The following is a 16,266-nucleotide window of genomic DNA, read 5'->3' on the forward strand; positions in this document are numbered from 1 at the left end:
GTTACGCACGCGCTACGGGTACCGTGCGCGCGTGAACAAGCTTGGCGGTCGCTACGTCCTGCTCGATCAGCTCGGCGCCGGTGCCATGGGTGTCGTGTGGCGGGCACGCGACGAGTTCCTGCACCGTGATGTTGCGGTCAAGCAGCTGCTTCTCAACGATGTCGAGTCGAACGAGTTCCACGAGGCCGTGCAGCGCGCCATGCGTGAAGGCCGCATCGCCGCACGTCTGCAGCACCCGAACGCGATCGCCGTCTACGACGTCGTGGTCGAGGACGACGGCAAGCCCTGTCTCGTCATGGAGTATTTGCCGTCCCGCAACCTCTCGTCGATCCTGTCGGACCGCGGCACCATGGCGCCGATGGAGGCCGCGCGGATCGGCTCGCTGGCCGCCGCCGCGCTGGCCGCCGCCCACAGCGCCGGCATCGTGCACCGCGACATCAAGCCCGGCAACGTCCTCATTGGACGCGACGGCACGGTGAAGATCACCGACTTCGGCATTTCGCGAGCTTTGGGCGATGTGGCCGTGACGAAGACCGGCATGCTCGCCGGCACGCCCGCGTACCTGGCGCCGGAGCTGGCCCGCGGTGCCGAGCCCGCGCCGCCCTCGGACGTGTTCTCGCTCGGCGCGACGATCTACGCGATGACCGAGGGCGAGCCGCCGTTCGGCAAGAGCACGAACGACCTGGGCCTGCTCTACAAGGTCGCGCGCGGCGAGACCCGCCCGCCGATGCGCTCGGGCCCGCTCACGGGCCTGCTGACGAGGCTGCTGGCGAACGAGCCGTCGCAGCGCCCGACCGCCGCCCAGGCCGCCGAGGAGCTGAAGGCGATCGCGTCCGGCGCCCCGGTCCCGGTCACCCGCGTGATCCCGCCGCGCCCGATGACGCCGCCCGCCGGCACCGCCGTGATGGGGGCGGCGGGTCCGGGCACGCAGACCCCGCGCCCGATGCCGACCCAGCAGGCACCCCGCACCCGTCCGCCCGCGCCGTTGCCCGCGACCTACGACGACGACTACGACGACTACGCGCCCGAACCGGAGCAGAAGAAGAACCGGGGTCTCGTGATCGCGGCCGCGATCCTCGGCGTGCTCCTGGTCGGCGGCGTCATCTACGCGATCGCCAACATGGGCGGCGACAAGGACAAGACGGGGAGCCCCGGCCCGTCGTCGCAGAAGACCACCTCGCAGACCCAAGAGCAGACCTACGAGCAGCCGACGACCAACGCCCCGACGCAGACGACCGAGAAGCAGACGCCGTCGTCGAAGCCGACCCCGACGACGACCTCGAAGCCGCCGGCCACCAAGTTCACCCCGGCCCAGGTCACCCAGTTCGTGAAGCAGCACTACGGCAAGCTCCCGGGCAACGTCGCCGGAGCCCGTGCCGACTGGGACCAGAAGCAGGCGCCCAGCGAGGCCGGCGAGAAGGCGTTCTGGGGCAGGTACTCCAAGGTCGTGATCAAGGAGGGCCCGCTCACCCAGGCCGACGACGACGGCACGTTCACCGTCACGACGGCGCTGGAGCTGACCGACAAGGAGTCGAACGAGGCGAAGGTCGCGGAACACGTCCTCACGGTCTCGGGCAAGGGCGAGAAGCTGCTGATCACCGGCGAGGAGAGGAACTGACGGGGCGCCGCGCGGCTTTCGAAAACCGCGGAACCGCCCTGCGGTGCCCTCGCCGCCAGTAGCCTGCGCAGCCGTGCAGACAGTCGCCGATCGGTACGCACTGCTCGAACGCGTCGGCAGCGGCGCGATGGGGGTCGTGTGGCGGGCCCGCGACGGGCTGCTGGAGCGCGAGGTCGTCATCAAACAGCTCCTGCTGCCCGACGTGCCGCCGAGACAGGTCGAGGAGGCCTGCCTGCGGGCGATGCGCGAGGGCAGGATCGCCGCCCGGCTGCACCACCCGAACGCCATCGGGGTGTTCGACGTCGTGATCGAGGCCGGCCGGCCGTGCCTGGTCATGGAGTACCTGCCGTCCCGCAGCCTGTCGGCGGTGCTCAAGGAGCAGGGCGCGCTGCCACCCGAGGAGGCCGTGCGGGTCGGCACGCAGGTCGTGGCCGCGCTCGCCGCCGCCCACGAGGCGGGGATCGTTCACCGGGACGTCAAGCCCGGCAACGTCCTGATCGGGCACAACGGCACCGTCAAGATCACGGACTTCGGGATCTCCCGGTCGGCGGGCGACGTGTCGGTCACCCGGACGGGTGCCTTGTCGGGCACGCTCGCCTACCTCGCGCCCGAGCTGGCCCGCGGCGCGGAACCCGATCCCGCGGCGGACATGTTCTCGCTCGGGGCGACGCTCTACGCGATGACCGAGGGGCAGCCGCCGTTCGGGCGGACCGAGAACGACTACGGCCTGCTCTACAAGATCTCGACCGGTCAGGTCGTGCCGCCCACCCGGTCCGGGCCCCTGACGCCGCTGCTGACCAGGCTGCTCGCGATCGAGCCGGCGGACCGGCCGACCGCCGCCGAGGCCGCCGGGGAGCTGGCCGCCCTCACCGGCACCGGGGGCCGCCGGACCGGGGGCCTGGTCGCCGCGGCCGCCGCGGTGGTGTTCGCCGCGGCCGTCGTGACCACCTCGCTCGTGCTGAACCGCGACCGGGCCGCCACCGACACCGGCGCCGGCCCGACGCCGCAGAGCACGACGCAACAGGTCGCGGAGCTCACCGCCACCGACGTGGACGCCTTCGTCAAGCAGCACTTCGCCAAGCTGCCGCACGACGCGGCCGGTGCCAGGGAGGACTGGGCGGCCGAGTTCCGGCCGGCCTCGGGCGACGACGACCGGTTCTGGAAGCGGTACGAGGTCGTCGCGATCTACGGCGAACCCGTGGTCAGCAGCACCGTGCAGGACCGGCGCCACGCCGTCGAGATCGACCTGACGCTGCGCGAGCAGGGGGCGGCCGAGCACGACGTGTCGATCGTGCGCCACCGGCTCGACCTGATGGTCCGCGACGGCAGGCTGCTCATCACGAGCTCGCGTGAAGTGAGCGGTTGAGGCTGCTCAGAGCCTTCGAGCGTCTTGACCGGTTCTGCAAGTCGTTGCAGGTCTGACCGGGAACGTTGTCAGGCACTCAGGGGTGGCAGGTAAGTTCGCTCGTCATGCGAGCACTTCGCCGGTTCACCGTCCGAGCCAGCCTGCCGGAGCCCTTGTCCGCGCTGAGCACGCTCGCCACCAACCTGCGCTGGACGTGGCACCCGCCCACGCAGGACCTCTTCGCCTCGATCGACCCGCGCGTCTGGTCCGAGGTGGGTGGCGATCCGTTGCGCCTGCTCTCCGTCGTCGACGCGGGGATTCTGGAACACCTCGCGAGAGACGAGCAGTTCCTGCTCAAGCTCCACGCGCTCGCGAGTGATCTGGAGCGGTACGTCCAGGGTCCGCGCTGGTACCAGCGCCGCCAGGACGAGATCACCCAGCGTCGTGAGCACGGGGCGCCCGACACACCGCTGCCCACGAGCGTCGCCTACTTCTCGATGGAGTTCGGCGTGCACGAGGCGCTGCCGAACTACTCGGGAGGTCTCGGCATCCTCGCCGGAGACCACCTCAAGGCGGCCTCCGACCTGGGCGTTCCGCTGATCGCGGTCGGCCTGCTCTACCGCTCCGGGTACTTCCGGCAGTCGCTGTCGCTCGACGGCTGGCAGGTCGAGCACTACCCGACGCTCGACCCGCGCGGCCTGCCGCTCGAGCTGCTGACCGAGCCGTCCGGGCTGCCGCTGCTCGTGCACGTGGCCATGCCGGGGGACCGGATGCTGCGCGCGAAGATCTGGAAGGCGCAGGTCGGGCGCGTCCCGCTGTTGCTGCTCGACTCCGACGTGGAGCAGAACGACGAGGACCTGCGCGGCGTCACCGACCGGCTCTACGGCGGCGACCAGAACCACCGCATCCGCCAGGAGATCCTCGCGGGCATCGGCGGCGTGCGCGCCGTGCGGACGTTCTGCGAGCTCACCGGCCACGCGCAGCCCGAGGTCTTCCACACCAACGAGGGCCACGCCGGGTTCCTCGGCCTCGAGCGGATCCGCGAGTACATCACCAACGACGGCCTCGACTTCGACCAGGCGCTCACGGCCTCCCGCGCCGGTGCGGTCTTCACGACGCACACGCCGGTGCCCGCCGGCATCGACCGCTTCCCGGTCGACCTGGTCCAGCACTACTTCGGCGCCGAGAACCTGGTTCCGGGCGTGAACACCCAGCGCATCCTCGCGCTCGGGGCCGAGGACAACCCCGGCATGTTCAACATGGCCCACATGGGGCTGCGGCTCGCCCAGCGCGCGAACGGTGTGTCCAAACTGCACGGTGAGGTCAGCCGGGACATGTTCCGCGGCCTCTGGCCGGGCTTCGACGCCACCGAGGTGCCGATCGGCTCGGTCACCAACGGCGTGCACGGGCCGACGTGGGCCGCGACCGAGATGAGCAAGCTGCTCGGCGCGTCCGAGGCGGACAGCCACACCGGCAACGGCCTCGGCATCGGCGCGTTCGAGCCGGTCACCGACGCCGGGCTGTGGGAGCTGCGGTCGACGTTGCGCGGCCGCCTGGTCGACGAGGTGCGCCGCCGGGTGCGCGAGTCGTGGCTGCAGCGCGGTGCCTCGGCACTGGAACTGGGCTGGACCGACAGCGTGTTCGACCCGAACGTGCTGACCGTGGGCTTCGCACGGCGCGTGCCGACGTACAAGCGCCTCACGTTGATGCTGCGCGACCCGGAGCGGCTGCGTTCGCTGCTGCTGCACCCCGAACGGCCCGTGCAGCTCGTCGTGGCGGGCAAGTCGCACCCGGCCGACGACGGAGGCAAGGCGCTGATCCAGCAGATCGTGCGCTACGCCGACGAGGCGGGCGTGCGGCACCGGATCGTGTTCCTGCCGGACTACGACATGTCCATGGCCCGGTACCTGTACTGGGGCTGCGACGTGTGGTTGAACAACCCGATGCGCCCCCTCGAAGCGTGCGGCACGTCCGGCATGAAGGCGGCGCTCAACGGCGGCCTCAACCTGTCCATTCGCGACGGTTGGTGGGACGAGCTGTACGACGGCTCCAACGGCTGGGCCATCCCGACCGCGGACGGCGTCAACGACCCGGTCCGCCGGGACGACCTGGAGGCCAACGCGCTGTACGAGCTGCTCGGCCAGCAGGTCGCGCCGCTGTTCTACGACCGCGGCGAGGACGGCGTGCCGACCCGCTGGATGTCGATGGTCCGGCACACCCTGGCCTCGCTCGGCCCGGTCGTGCAGGCCTCGCGCATGGTCCGCGAGTACGTCGAGACGTACTACGCGCCGGCCGCCGCGTCCGCGCAGAACGTCATCGGCGAGGGCTACCGGGGCGCCAAGGAGCTCTCCTCGTACCGGCACCGGCTGCGCGCGTCGTGGACGCGGGTGCGAGTGCTTGACAGCGACCTGGTGATCAGCGGTTCCTCGGTGCCGGTGCTCGGAGCGCCGGTCATCGTGCGGGCGCGCGTCGAGCTGGCCGGGCTGGAGCCGTCCGAAGTGGACGTCCAGGTCGTGCTGGGCAAGGTGTCGCACGACTCCGACGAGCTCAAGGACATCGTGTCCGCGCCCATGAACTACGCGGGTAACGGCAACTACGAGGCCGAGGTGCCGCTACCGCACGCCGGAGCGCTCGGCTACACGGTGCGCGTGCTGCCGCGGCACGGCCTGCTGGCGACCTCCGCGGAACTCGGCAGGGTCGTTCTGGCTAGTTGATCGCTTTACGAGATGGACTCAGGGCATCCGGTTCGCCTTCGAAGGGCGGGCTGGATGCCCTGATGTGTTCGTCTTCCTTGTTGCCTGTTCACTGCTCGTAGTGAGCGCCAGGCGTGTACCCCTTCAGTCCCTTCCCTCAAACGAATGACCACTTTTTCGAGCGGGTGAATTCGTGATCTCCGCTGGTAGGGGTACGTGTGCGGGCATACGCTCCATGGCATGGAATGAACCGCTCCGGAATTCGCTGATGCTTTTCTCGGGGTGGCTCCAAGTGAATTGCGCATTGAGGAAGAAGGTAGCCGTGAAGAAAACGATTACCGCACTCTCGCTCGTTGCAGCTCTGTTCACCGCCTCGACCATCCCGGCTGCCAGTGCGTCGCCCGCCGCGCCAGAACTCCCAGCCGCGTGCACAGGTCTCGTCACGGACCTCGCCGGAAAACTCACGAAAACCGTCAGCAGTCTCCTGCCCCTGCCCAACGTGGGTGCCGTGACACCGTTGATCGGTGACATGCTCGGCCTCGTGACAGCGATGCAGAGCTCCGGCTGTCTGCCGACACCCCCGGTGAGCGTGCCGGGCGTACCGATCCCGGTGAAGGCCGTGGAGTACACCGGCCCGGTCGACCAGTGCCTGCCGGTGGTGATGAACCTGATCTCGACCGTCGCCGGGCTGGGCGGCACGGTCCTGGGGGCCGCCGGTGGTGCCCTTCCTGACGTCGGCAAACTCACCGGTTTGCTGACGACGTTGCTCAAGACCGTCACCGACCTGTTGAGCAAGTGCGGCCTCCCGGCACCTCCCGGTGGCCTGCCCGCGCTGCCCGGCCTGCCGTTGCCGGTCCAGCAGAGCTGATCCGTTCGCGGGGTGGGAAAGGGCCCGTCACCGGTCTCGGTGACGGGCCCTTTGCCGTGCGCGCTCCGTAGTATTCCGTTCGGTGCGGAATAGCGGGATGAGCTGCACAGTCACCCGTTCGTCGTAGTCCTAGCGTTTTTCGGAATTGCACACAATGGTGCGACCGATTCGTTATCGGGCCGGATATGTGGTTAACCTGCAATTGCTCGATCCGCTGCTCGAAGAACGGAAAACTGCAGATGATCAAGAAAGCAATCGTCCTCGGTGCCGCTATCGCGGGCATGGGACTGTTCGCGTCCACCGCGCACGCCGCTCCCACCCAGAGCCGGGACGTGCTGGACACGCAGCTGGTGGGTCCGATCTCCATCACCGCGCTGTCGCACAACCCGTGGACGCCCGGCAACGGGAACGTCACCGGATCGGGCAACATCGGAGGCAACGGCAACAACGTCGGGAACAACAACAACGGCGGTAACGGCAACAGCAACGGCGGTAGCGGTAACAACGTCGGCGCGGGCAACTCGGGCGGGAACGGAAACGATTCGCCCGGTTTCCCCGGCTGATCCGCAGCGGAGGATTCGTCTGGCTCGGCCGATCTCCGACCGCTGAACGACCGCGGTCACCTTCCCCAGGTCAGCTGATCTCCAGACGGGCGCGGGTCGCCGCCACCCGCGGACTCCAGCCCGCGAGCTCGTGCGCTTCGGCCACGAGCTCGCGGGCCTTCGCGTTGTCACCGTCCGCCATCCAGGCCCGCGCGATCGTGACCAGGTCGTCCGCCCGGCCGTGCGCGTCCTCGCTCGACGCGGCCGAGTGGCCCGCGAGCCTGCGGGCTTCGGCGGTGTCGCCCTCGAGCAACGCCATGATCGCGAGCGACCCGTTCGCGCGAGTCTTCGGGTACCCGGCCTCGTAGGCGTTGTCGAACATGCTGCGCGCGGTCTCCAGCCCGACCTCCGCCGGGAACTGGCCCGCCTCGACCGCCAGCACGGCGACCCCGGCGGTGGTGGCCATGACGAACGCCAGTTCGCGGGTGGTCAGGTCCTCGCGGTTCGTCAGCCCGATCGCCGTCCGCAGCGCGTCGAGGTGCTGCTCGCGGGCACACGACGTGGCCACCTTCAGCCCGGCCACGACGAGCAGGTCGGGGTGGTCGAGTGCCAGCCCGGCGTGGATGCGCTCGGCCTCGTCCAGGTCACCGCGCTGGTAGGCGTCCATGCCGGCGATCACGCGTGGCCGTGCCTCCAGTTCGCTGAGCGGCCTGCCGGTCAGCTTCGGCAGCTTGAAGAGGTACCAGCCGAGGCTCGTGTGGCCGGCCTTCTCGACCGGCAGGAGCTGCAGCAGGAAGCAGCCGGTGGCGGCGAGCACCATGCCCTTGCCGAACGACGACCCGGCGGTGAGCCAGATCAGGGCTGCGACCGCCGCGCAGAAGGCGATCGCGAACACTCCGGTGAGGACGGTCCGCCGCCGCACACCCGGCTTCCGCCCGGTGATCCCGATCGTGGCGAGCACCGGGATGGTCCGGAGCACGATCCGCCGGTGCGGCCGCGTCCACGACTTGAGCTCACCGCCGATGCCGATGATCAGGTGGGTGATCCGGAGTCCGAAGAGGACGGCGCCGAGCGCGAGGCCCGCCTGGACCGAGGTCAGTTCCACGAGCAGGCCGGCCAGCGCGCCCGCCAGGCCGAGGTGGACCTCCGGGAACGTCCAGGCGATCGCGCCGGCCACCACGAGTGCCGTCACGACACGGCGCACAACAGTCACGGTCAACAGACGCTACCGGCGTGTCACCGGTTCCTCAGACGACGGGCTGTGAGCCGCCCTCGCGGATCGGCAGCCCGGCGGCGCGCCAGCCCCGGTACCCGCCGACGAGGTCCGTCGCGTGGGGGAGCCCGACGCGTTGCAGGTCCCTGGCCGCGAGCGACGACGAGTAGCCCTCGTTGCACACCACGACGACGGTCGTGTCGGCGGTGAAGCCCGGCAGCCGCCAGTCGCCGGCCGGGTCGAGCCGCCACTCCAGCACGATCCGCTCGACCACGACGGAGTTCTCGATCTCGCCCTCGGCCAGCCGGTTGTGGGCCGGCCGGATGTCCACGACGAGGACGTCCTCCAACGCGAGCACCTCGTGCGGTTCCAACCGCTTCAGGTGCGACCGCGCGTCTTCGAGGATGGTGTCGAGCTTGCTCACGGGCCCTCCAGGTCGGCCAGCTGACGCAGTTGCGCGAGCGGCAGGCGTTGCGCGGGCAGTGGCGGGATCGAGTCGGGGATGTCGTTCAGCGACGCGTACTCACGGGTCGGCACGAGCGGCGGCGAGTAGGCGTGCACGGTCGCGGCCGGCGCCTCGAACGGGTTCAGCACCTGGTGCGCGCGCCCGGACCCGAAGCCCAGCGCGTCACCGGTGTCGCGCACCGCGGACCGGATCGGCCCGGCGGGGTAGCGGTAGTCCTCCTGCAGCTTGCCGGTCAGCACGGTGAACGAGCCGGCCGAACCGCCGTGGTCGTGCGGCTCGGTGCCCTGGCCGGGCAGCCACGACAGCAGCCACAGCTCGACGCCCTCGGTCAGCCCCAGCCGCGCCCACCAGCGGTGTTCGGTCGAGTAGTCGAGGATCTGGAGCAGCCCCGTGGTCAGCTCGCTCGCCACGAACGAGGTGAGGTCGCGCAGCTCTCGCGGGGTCCACAGGTCGCGCGACGGGTGGATCACGTCACGCAGCAGCTGGCTGTCCAGCGCCGGGTGGAGGTCGAATTGATCTTGCTGTGCATACGTCGAAGTCACGCACTCGCTCCAAGGGCCGCGTCGGTACGGGGGTAGCGATCAAGACGCGACGCAGGGCGCTTGTGTCAGCGCGTGCGTCGCGTCGAGCTACACCCGCACGACGCCACGAGCACGAGGTCGATCGTGCGGTCCGTCCAGCAGTAGACGACCACGAGCGTGATGGTGCCAGACGCACTCTGAGTGTGGCTAGAGCGTCCATTTGGCGGAAGAACGTCTGACACAGAGCCAAATGGCAGCAAGAGTTCTCAGCGCGGGATGCGGAGCAGCAACAACGAGCGAGCCGCCACGACGAGCGCCCCGCGCGGTGGGAGAGAGCCGGGATTCGCGGGGGAGCCGTCGGCCGTCGTCGTGTCGAGGTACGGCTCGTACGACGGCCCGTAGCGCTCGTGCGGCAGCGTGACGCTGATGGCCTCCGCACCCGCGTGCATCAGCATCAGCCACGAGTCGTCGGACACGAGCTCACCCTCGCGTGTGCGCGAGAGGCAGTTCGAACCGTCGATGAACATGCCGAGCGTGCGGCGGCCCTCGTCGAACCAGTCCGTCTCGGCCATCTCCAGCCCGTCCGGCCGGAACCACACCAGGTCCGGGTTGCCGCTGCGCGTCGTGCGGCCCTCGAAGAACTCGGGCTGCCGCAACGCGGGCGACGACGCGCGCAGGTCGATCAGCCGCTGCGTGAACCCCAGCAGCGCCTCGCTCGCGTCGCTCGTCTTCCAGTCGACCCACGACACCTCGTTGTCGAGGCAGTACGCGTTGTTGTTGCCGCCCTGCGTGCGCCACATCTCGTCGCCCGCCGTCATCATCGGCGTGCCGGTCGACAGCAGCAGCGTCGCGAGCAGGTTCCGCGCCTGCTTCGCCCGCAGCGCGAGGATCTCCGGGTCGGACGTCTCACCCTCGGCGCCGCAGTTCCACGACCGGTTGTCGTTCGTGCCGTCGCGGTTGTCCTCGCCGTTCTCCTCGTTGTGCTTGTCGTTGTACGACACCATGTCCCGCAGCGTGAAGCCGTCGTGCGCGGTGATGAAGTTGATCGACTGCCACGGCCGGCGCAGGTCGTCCGCGTACAGGTCGCTCGACCCGGACAGCCGGTACGCGAGGTCGCGCACGGACGTGTGGCCGCGCCAGAAGTCCCGGACCGTGTCGCGGTAGCGGCCGTTCCACTCGGCCCACTGCATGCCGAAGTCGCCGACCCGGTAGCCGTCGCCCGTCGCGTCCCACGGCTCGGCGATCAGCTTGGCGCGGCACAGCACCGGGTCCGTCGTGATGGCGGTGAGCAGCGCGCTGTCCCGGTCGAAGAACCCGCCGCCCGGCCTGCCCATGGTCGAGGCGAGGTCGAACCGGAACCCGTCGACGCCCATCTCGTCCGCCCAGTACCGCAGCGAGTCCGTGACCAGGCGCACGACCTGCGGCGACCCGGCGTCGAGCGTGTTGCCGCAGCCCGTGATGTCGACGGTGCTGCCGCCGCCCGCGTGCAGGTAGTAGCCCGGCGCGTCGTAGCCGCGGAAGCAGAGCGTCGGCCCGCCCGGCCCGCCCTCGCAGGTGTGGTTGTAGACGACGTCGATCAGCACCTCGATGTTCGCCGCGTGCAGCGCCGCGACCATCGTGCGGAACTCCTGGATCTCGTTGCCCGGTTCGCTCGCGTACGCGGCGTGCGGCGCGCAGTAGCCCAGCGGCGAGTAGCCCCAGTAGTTGCCCGAACCCCGGCTCAGCAGCGAGGGCTCGTCCTGGAACGCCTGCACCGGGAGCAGTTCGACGCTGGTGACACCGAGCCTCGTCAGGTGCTCGATCGCCGCCGGGTGCGCGAGGCCCAGGTACGTGCCGCGCAGCTTCTCCGGGATCTCCGGGTGGTTCTTCGTGAAGCCCTTGACGTGCATCTCGTAGATGACGGCCTCCTCGAACGGCACGTCCGGCTTCACGCCCGTGTCCACGCCGCCCGGTGAGGCCACGACGCTCAAGGGCACGCTGCCGAGCGAGTCGATCGCGGACGGCGGCCCGTGCATCGGGTCGCCGACGTACCCGAGGGAGGCCTCCAGGTTCGTGATGCCGCCCTCGATCTGCCGCGCGTACGGGTCGACCAGCAGCTTCGCCGGGTTGCAGCGCAGGCCGCGGCCCGCGTCGTACGGGCCGTGCACCCGGAACCCGTAGCGCTGGCCGAGCGTGACGCCGGGCACGAGGCCGTGCCAGACGCCGAACGTCCGTTCGGTCAGCTCGACCCGTTTCTCGGTGCCGTCGTCGCCGACGAGGCAGACCTCGACCGCGTCGGCGACGTGGGACGTCACCGCGAAGCGGACACCGCCTGCCTCGGCGTGTGCCCCCAGTGGGAACGGTCGGCCTGCCAGCACCTCGGACTCGGGTCGAGTAGCCATGTCCCCGATCTTGGCATCTGACACCGACATAAAACTTGAGAGTTCACACAGGCGGCGCAGCGGCGTCACCCGGCGCGAGGGACACCCCGATGAGTGGTAGGTGGGGGGCCGTTCGGAAGAATGGAGCCGTGGCGGACGTCGACGTGACAGATCTGGTCGTGCACATGGCGGGCGTGTCGGTCCGCCGCGGCAAGAACACGCTGGTCGGAAACATCGACTGGAGCGTGGAACTGGATGAGCGCTGGGTGGTGCTGGGCCCGAACGGTGCCGGCAAGACCACCCTGCTACGGCTCTCCAGCGCCGACCTGCACCCGACCAAGGGCAAGGTCCACCTCCTGGGTGAACGTCTGGGCAAGACGGACGTCCAGGAGCTCAAGCCCCGGATCGGCCTCTGCTCGGCGGCCCTCGGCGGCCGCATCCCGCCCGACGAGACCGTCGTCGACCTGGTCGTCTCCGCCGGGTACGCGGTGCTCGGCCGGTGGCGCGAGGAGTACGGCGAGCAGGACACCGACCGTGCGCGCGAGCTGCTGGGCACCCTCGGCATGGAGCACCTCGCCGACCGCCTCTACGGCACCCTGAGCGAGGGTGAGCGCAAGCGCACGCTGATCGCCCGCGCGTTGATGACCGACCCCGAGATGCTGCTGCTCGACGAGCCCGCCGCGGGCCTCGACCTCGGCGGCCGCGAGGACCTGGTCGCGAAGCTCTCGGAGCTGGCCCTCGACCCGGACGCGCCCGCGATGGTGCTGGTCACGCACCACGTCGAGGAGATCCCGCCCGGTTTCACGCACGCGCTGCTGCTGCGCGAGGGCTCGATCGTGGCGCAGGGCCTGCTGGAGGACACCCTCACCGAGGAGAACCTCTCGAAGACCTTCGGCCAGGACCTGGAGCTGCAGAAGTCGGGAGACCGCTTCTTCGCCCGCAGGAAGATCTGAGTCTTTGGCCGCTGCTCCGCAGACGGCGGCGAGTTCGCCGGGAAGCCGGTCGTCCGGCCAATCGCCGGCACCGAATTGGGCTCCGCCGAGTCCGGCACCGGCGGTTGACCGGACGACCGGCGCGAACTCGCGGCTACTGCCGGGTAACGTGACACCGTCGTCGCGACAACTGATGGAGGCGTTGTAGTGGCTGAGTTCGTGAGGCTTGAAGTCTCGGACGGGATCGGGACGATCCGCCTGGAGCGGCCGCCGATGAACGCCCTGAACCGGCAGGTGCAGACCGAGCTCCAGGCCGCCGCGAAGGAGGCCTCGGAGCGTTCGGACGTCTACGCGGTCATCGTCTACGGCGGCGAGAAGGTCTTCGCGGCCGGCGCGGACGTCAAGGAGTTCGCGCAGATCTCCCACGCCGAGATGACGCTGCGGGCCAAGGGCCTGTCGGACGCTCTCGGCGCGCTGGCCTCGGTGCCCAAGCCGACCGTTGCCGCGATCACCGGGTACGCGCTCGGTGGCGGGTTCGAGGTCGCGCTCGGCTGCGACCGCCGCATCGCCGGCGACAACGCGAAGGTCGGCCAGCCCGAGATCCTGCTCGGCCTGATCCCCGGCGGTGGCGGCACGCAGCGCCTCGCCCGGTTGATCGGACCGTCGAAGACCAAGGACCTGCTCTACACCGGCCGGTTCGTCGGCGCCCAGGAGGCGCTCGAGATCGGCATGGTCGACGAGGTCGTCGCGCCCGACGACGTGTACGCCGCTGCCGTGCGGTGGGCCAAGCAGTTCGTCAACGGGCCCGTGCTCGCGCTGGCCGCGACGAAGGCCGCCGTCGACGGTGGCCTCGACACCGACCTGGAGTCGGGCCTGAAGCTCGAAAGCCACCTCTTCGCGGCCCTGTTCGCGACGGAGGACAAGAAGAACGGCGTGGAGTCGTTCATCGCGAACGGTCCCGGAAAGGCGAAGTTCAGTGGCAACTGATCCGGCACCGAACCCGCACGCGACGGCCGAAGAGGTCGAGGCCGCGTACAAGGACACCAAGCTCGCCCAGGTGCTCTACCACGACTGGGAAGCGGGCACGTACGACGAGAAGTGGTCGATCTCCTACGACGACCGCTGCATCACCTACGCGACGGACCGCTTCCGCGCCGCCGCGGGGGACGTCGGCCCGTACGAGCACGCGCTGGAACTGGGTTGCGGCACCGGTTTCTTCCTGCTGAACCTCATGCAGGGCGAGGTGATCAAGAAGGGCTCGGTCACCGACCTGTCGCCCGGCATGGTCGAGGTCGCGCTGCGCAACGCCGAGCACCTCGGCCTGGACGTCGACGGCCGCGTCGCCGACGCCGAGCGGATCCCGTACGACGACAACACGTTCGACCTGGTCGTCGGTCACGCGGTGCTGCACCACATCCCCGATGTGGAGGCGGCGATGCGCGAGGTGCTGCGGGTGCTCAAGCCCGGCGGCAAGTTCGTGTTCGCGGGCGACCCGACGAACATCGGCAACTTCTACGCCCGCAAGCTCGGCCAGGCGACGTGGTGGCTCACCACCAACATCACCAAGGCCGTGCCGGTGCTCGGCGACTGGCGCCGTCCGCAGGAGGAGCTCGACGAGTCCTCCCGCGCGGCCGCTCTCGAAGCCGTCGTCGACCTGCACACGTTCGACCCGGACCAGCTGGAGGCGACGGCTCGCCGCGCCGGTGCCGTCGGCGTCCACGCGGTGACCGACGAGCTGTCCGCGGCCCTGTTCGGCTGGCCGGTGCGCACGTTCGAGGCCGCCGTGCCGCGCGAGAAGCTGGGCTTCGGGTGGGCGATGTTCGCCTACCGCACCTGGCAGAACCTCTCGTGGGTCGACCAGAACGTGCTGTCGAAGGTGCTGCCGCGCGAGGTGTTCTACAACGTGTCGATCACCGGTAGGAAGTCTTCGTAAGTGGGGTACGCGTTCACCACGGCCGACGTGGCGTTCCTGCGCTCCGCCGCCGGAACCGCCGCGCTGGCCTCGGTGGACGCGTTGCCTTTTTCGGACGCCTCACGGCTGCGTGACGTCGAGACGGCCCGCAGGTCCCTCGGCCCGTCGTTCGCCCCGGTCGTGGAGACCGTGCTGCTGCGGCGTCGTGCCGTGTCCAAACTGGACTCCGCTTCGTCCTGGCTCTTCACCGACGACGCGCTGCAGCAGGCCACGGCGTCCGCGGTGGCCCGGCATCGCGCGCTGCGGTTCGCCGGCCGCTCGGTCCACGACGTCACGTGTTCGGTCGGTGCGGACCTCTTCGCGCTGAGCGAGGTGGCCTCGGTCTGCCTCGGCTCGGACCTCGACCCGGTGCGCCTCGCCATGGCGCGCAACAACGTTCCGGGCGGGCAGGTCGTCCAGGCCGATGCCCTGCGTCCGGTGTCGCGCGCTTCGGCCGTGACCGCGGACCCGGCTCGTCGTGACTCGTCGGGCCGTCGCAAGTGGAACCCCTCGGACTTCGTGCCGCCGCTGGACGAGCTGTCCGAGGTGTACGCGGGCGTGGACCTCGCGGTGAAGTGCGCTCCCGGCATCGACTTCGCCGTCGCGCCGTGGGCCGACGAGATCGAGGTCGTGTCGCTGGACGGTGCCGTCCGCGAAGCCTGTCTGTGGACGCGAGGCCTCGCCACGCCCGGGGTGTCGCGCCGGGCCTCGGTGCTGCACGGGTCGTCGTCGTGGACCCTGACGGACGCCGAACCCGACGACTGTCCCGTCGCCGCGCCCGGTGAGTGGCTCATCGACCCGGACGGCGCGGTCGTGCGGGCCGGCCTGGTGCGTCATTACGCGGCGCGCCACGGGTTGTGGCAGCTCGACGAGCGCATCGCGTACCTGAGCGGCTCCGAACCTCCTCCCGGCATCCGGGCGTTCCGCGTGCTCGAACACGGGCACTACACGGAGAAGTCGCTGAAGTCGTTGCTGAGGACGCGCTCGATCGGGCGGCTGGAGATCCTGGTGCGCGGCCTGGACGTCGACCCGAACACGATGCGCAAACGCCTCAAGCTCTCCGGGCCCGGTTCGGCCACGGTCGTGCTGACGCGGATCGGCTCAAAGCCGGTCTTCGTCCTGTGTGAGGCTGAGCGCACCTAGCAACAGGTCGAGACGCGTCTCGGCGAGGTCCGGCCGCAGCCTTCCGCCCTGCACGAGCGTCGCGATGCCGTGCAGCGAGCTCCAGAACACCTCTGTCAGCGCGTCCAGGTCTCGTTCGCCGTGGACGGGTTCGACCGCGGCGACCAGTTCGCCGAACGCGTCGAGCAGCTCCTGCGGTACCTCGCTCGTGCCCCACGGCAGGTCGACCTGCTGCACGAACATAGCGTCGTAGAGCGCGGGCCTCTCCCTCGCGAACTTCAGGTACGCCTCCGCTGTCGCCCGCAGCCGTGACTCCCCACGCGAGGGGCGGGCTTTGCGCAGCAGCCTGGCCAGTTCGCCGCTGCCCTGGACCGCGACCGCGCGCACGATCGCGTCCTTGCCCTTGAAGTGGCTGTACAGCACCGGCTGGCTGTACTCGACCTTCTCGGCGAGCCTGCGCGTGGTGACCGCGTCCCAGCCCTCCGCCTCGGCCAGGTCGCGGGCGGTGTCGATGATCAGCTGATGGCGTTCGGCCCGTTCCCGCTCACGCCGGTTCTGGATGGTCACGCCAGTGAATCTAGCACTGCTAGACATCCGAGCGCCTCTAGTGTTAGCGTCGCTCTTGTCGCTAGCAC

At 69.9% G+C, this 16,266-nt stretch carries 14 protein-coding genes; 9 read left to right on the forward strand and 5 right to left on the reverse strand.

What is annotated here, in order from left to right; all coding sequences use genetic code 11:
- The first annotated feature begins 31 nt into the window (after positions 1-31).
- The 5 genes from ACWF7A_RS37235 to ACWF7A_RS37255 all read left to right on the forward strand — a co-directional run bounded on the left by ACWF7A_RS37235 (position 32) and on the right by ACWF7A_RS37255 (position 7,087).
- Positions 32-1,618 (forward strand): protein kinase domain-containing protein, encoded by a 1,587-nt coding sequence (locus tag ACWF7A_RS37235; protein ID WP_452255199.1) that lies wholly within the window; start codon positions 32-34, stop codon positions 1,616-1,618.
- A gap of 73 nt (positions 1,619-1,691) precedes the next feature.
- On the forward strand, positions 1,692-2,984 hold the full coding sequence (locus tag ACWF7A_RS37240; RefSeq protein WP_452255200.1) for a serine/threonine-protein kinase: 1,293 nt from the start codon (positions 1,692-1,694) through the stop codon (positions 2,982-2,984).
- A gap of 104 nt (positions 2,985-3,088) precedes the next feature.
- Positions 3,089-5,677, forward strand: coding sequence for an alpha-glucan family phosphorylase (gene glgP, locus ACWF7A_RS37245; protein WP_452255201.1), 2,589 nt, complete (start codon positions 3,089-3,091; stop codon positions 5,675-5,677).
- 487 nt (positions 5,678-6,164) lie between these two features.
- The gene (locus ACWF7A_RS37250; protein WP_452255202.1) at positions 6,165-6,524 is read left to right on the forward strand and encodes a hypothetical protein; all 360 of its coding nucleotides are present in this window, start codon (positions 6,165-6,167) and stop codon (positions 6,522-6,524) included.
- A 239-nt stretch (positions 6,525-6,763) separates the two neighbouring features.
- Positions 6,764-7,087 carry a hypothetical protein gene (locus ACWF7A_RS37255; RefSeq protein ID WP_452255203.1) on the forward strand — a complete coding sequence of 108 codons (324 nt, stop codon included), beginning with the start codon at positions 6,764-6,766 and terminating at the stop codon, positions 7,085-7,087.
- 70 nt (positions 7,088-7,157) lie between these two features.
- Here the strand turns inward: ACWF7A_RS37255 and ACWF7A_RS37260 are convergent, their stop codons facing one another.
- From ACWF7A_RS37260 to glgX, 4 genes are all read right to left on the reverse strand, one after another.
- A complete protein-coding gene (locus ACWF7A_RS37260; RefSeq protein ID WP_452255204.1) occupies positions 7,158-8,279 on the reverse strand; it encodes a hypothetical protein in 1,122 nt (373 codons plus the stop codon).
- Positions 8,280-8,313: 34 nt separating this feature from the next.
- Positions 8,314-8,703 (reverse strand): rhodanese-like domain-containing protein, encoded by a 390-nt coding sequence (locus ACWF7A_RS37265; protein ID WP_452255205.1) that lies wholly within the window; start codon positions 8,701-8,703, stop codon positions 8,314-8,316.
- Positions 8,700-9,287, reverse strand: a complete 588-nt coding sequence (locus ACWF7A_RS37270; RefSeq protein WP_452255206.1) for a cysteine dioxygenase — start codon at positions 9,285-9,287, stop codon at positions 8,700-8,702. The genes ACWF7A_RS37265 and ACWF7A_RS37270 overlap by 4 nt, the downstream gene beginning before the upstream one ends.
- 245 nt (positions 9,288-9,532) lie before the next feature.
- Positions 9,533-11,647, reverse strand: coding sequence for a glycogen debranching protein GlgX (glgX, locus tag ACWF7A_RS37275; protein ID WP_452255207.1), 2,115 nt, complete (start codon positions 11,645-11,647; stop codon positions 9,533-9,535).
- An 89-nt stretch (positions 11,648-11,736) separates the two neighbouring features.
- Here glgX and ACWF7A_RS37280 point away from each other — a divergent pair, with 89 nt between their 5' ends.
- The 4 genes from ACWF7A_RS37280 to ACWF7A_RS37295 all read left to right on the forward strand — a co-directional run bounded on the left by ACWF7A_RS37280 (position 11,737) and on the right by ACWF7A_RS37295 (position 15,652).
- A complete protein-coding gene (locus tag ACWF7A_RS37280; protein WP_452255208.1) occupies positions 11,737-12,579 on the forward strand; it encodes an ABC transporter ATP-binding protein in 843 nt (280 codons plus the stop codon).
- A 186-nt stretch (positions 12,580-12,765) separates the two neighbouring features.
- The gene (locus ACWF7A_RS37285; protein ID WP_452255209.1) at positions 12,766-13,545 is read left to right on the forward strand and encodes an enoyl-CoA hydratase/isomerase family protein; all 780 of its coding nucleotides are present in this window, start codon (positions 12,766-12,768) and stop codon (positions 13,543-13,545) included.
- Positions 13,535-14,491 carry a methyltransferase domain-containing protein gene (locus tag ACWF7A_RS37290; protein ID WP_452255210.1) on the forward strand — a complete coding sequence of 319 codons (957 nt, stop codon included), beginning with the start codon at positions 13,535-13,537 and terminating at the stop codon, positions 14,489-14,491. Before ACWF7A_RS37285 ends, ACWF7A_RS37290 begins: the two co-directional genes overlap by 11 nt.
- Positions 14,492-15,652 (forward strand): THUMP-like domain-containing protein, encoded by a 1,161-nt coding sequence (locus tag ACWF7A_RS37295; RefSeq protein WP_452255211.1) that lies wholly within the window; start codon positions 14,492-14,494, stop codon positions 15,650-15,652.
- Here the strand turns inward: ACWF7A_RS37295 and ACWF7A_RS37300 are convergent.
- Positions 15,611-16,198: a TetR/AcrR family transcriptional regulator gene (locus ACWF7A_RS37300; RefSeq protein WP_452255212.1), complete on the reverse strand. Its 588-nt coding sequence runs from the start codon at positions 16,196-16,198 to the stop codon at positions 15,611-15,613. The two genes, ACWF7A_RS37295 and ACWF7A_RS37300, sit on opposite strands and share 42 nt — an antisense overlap.
- Between the last annotated feature and the right edge of the window lie 68 nt (positions 16,199-16,266).

The sequence above is a fragment of the Lentzea sp. NPDC055074 genome (genome assembly GCF_053608005.1).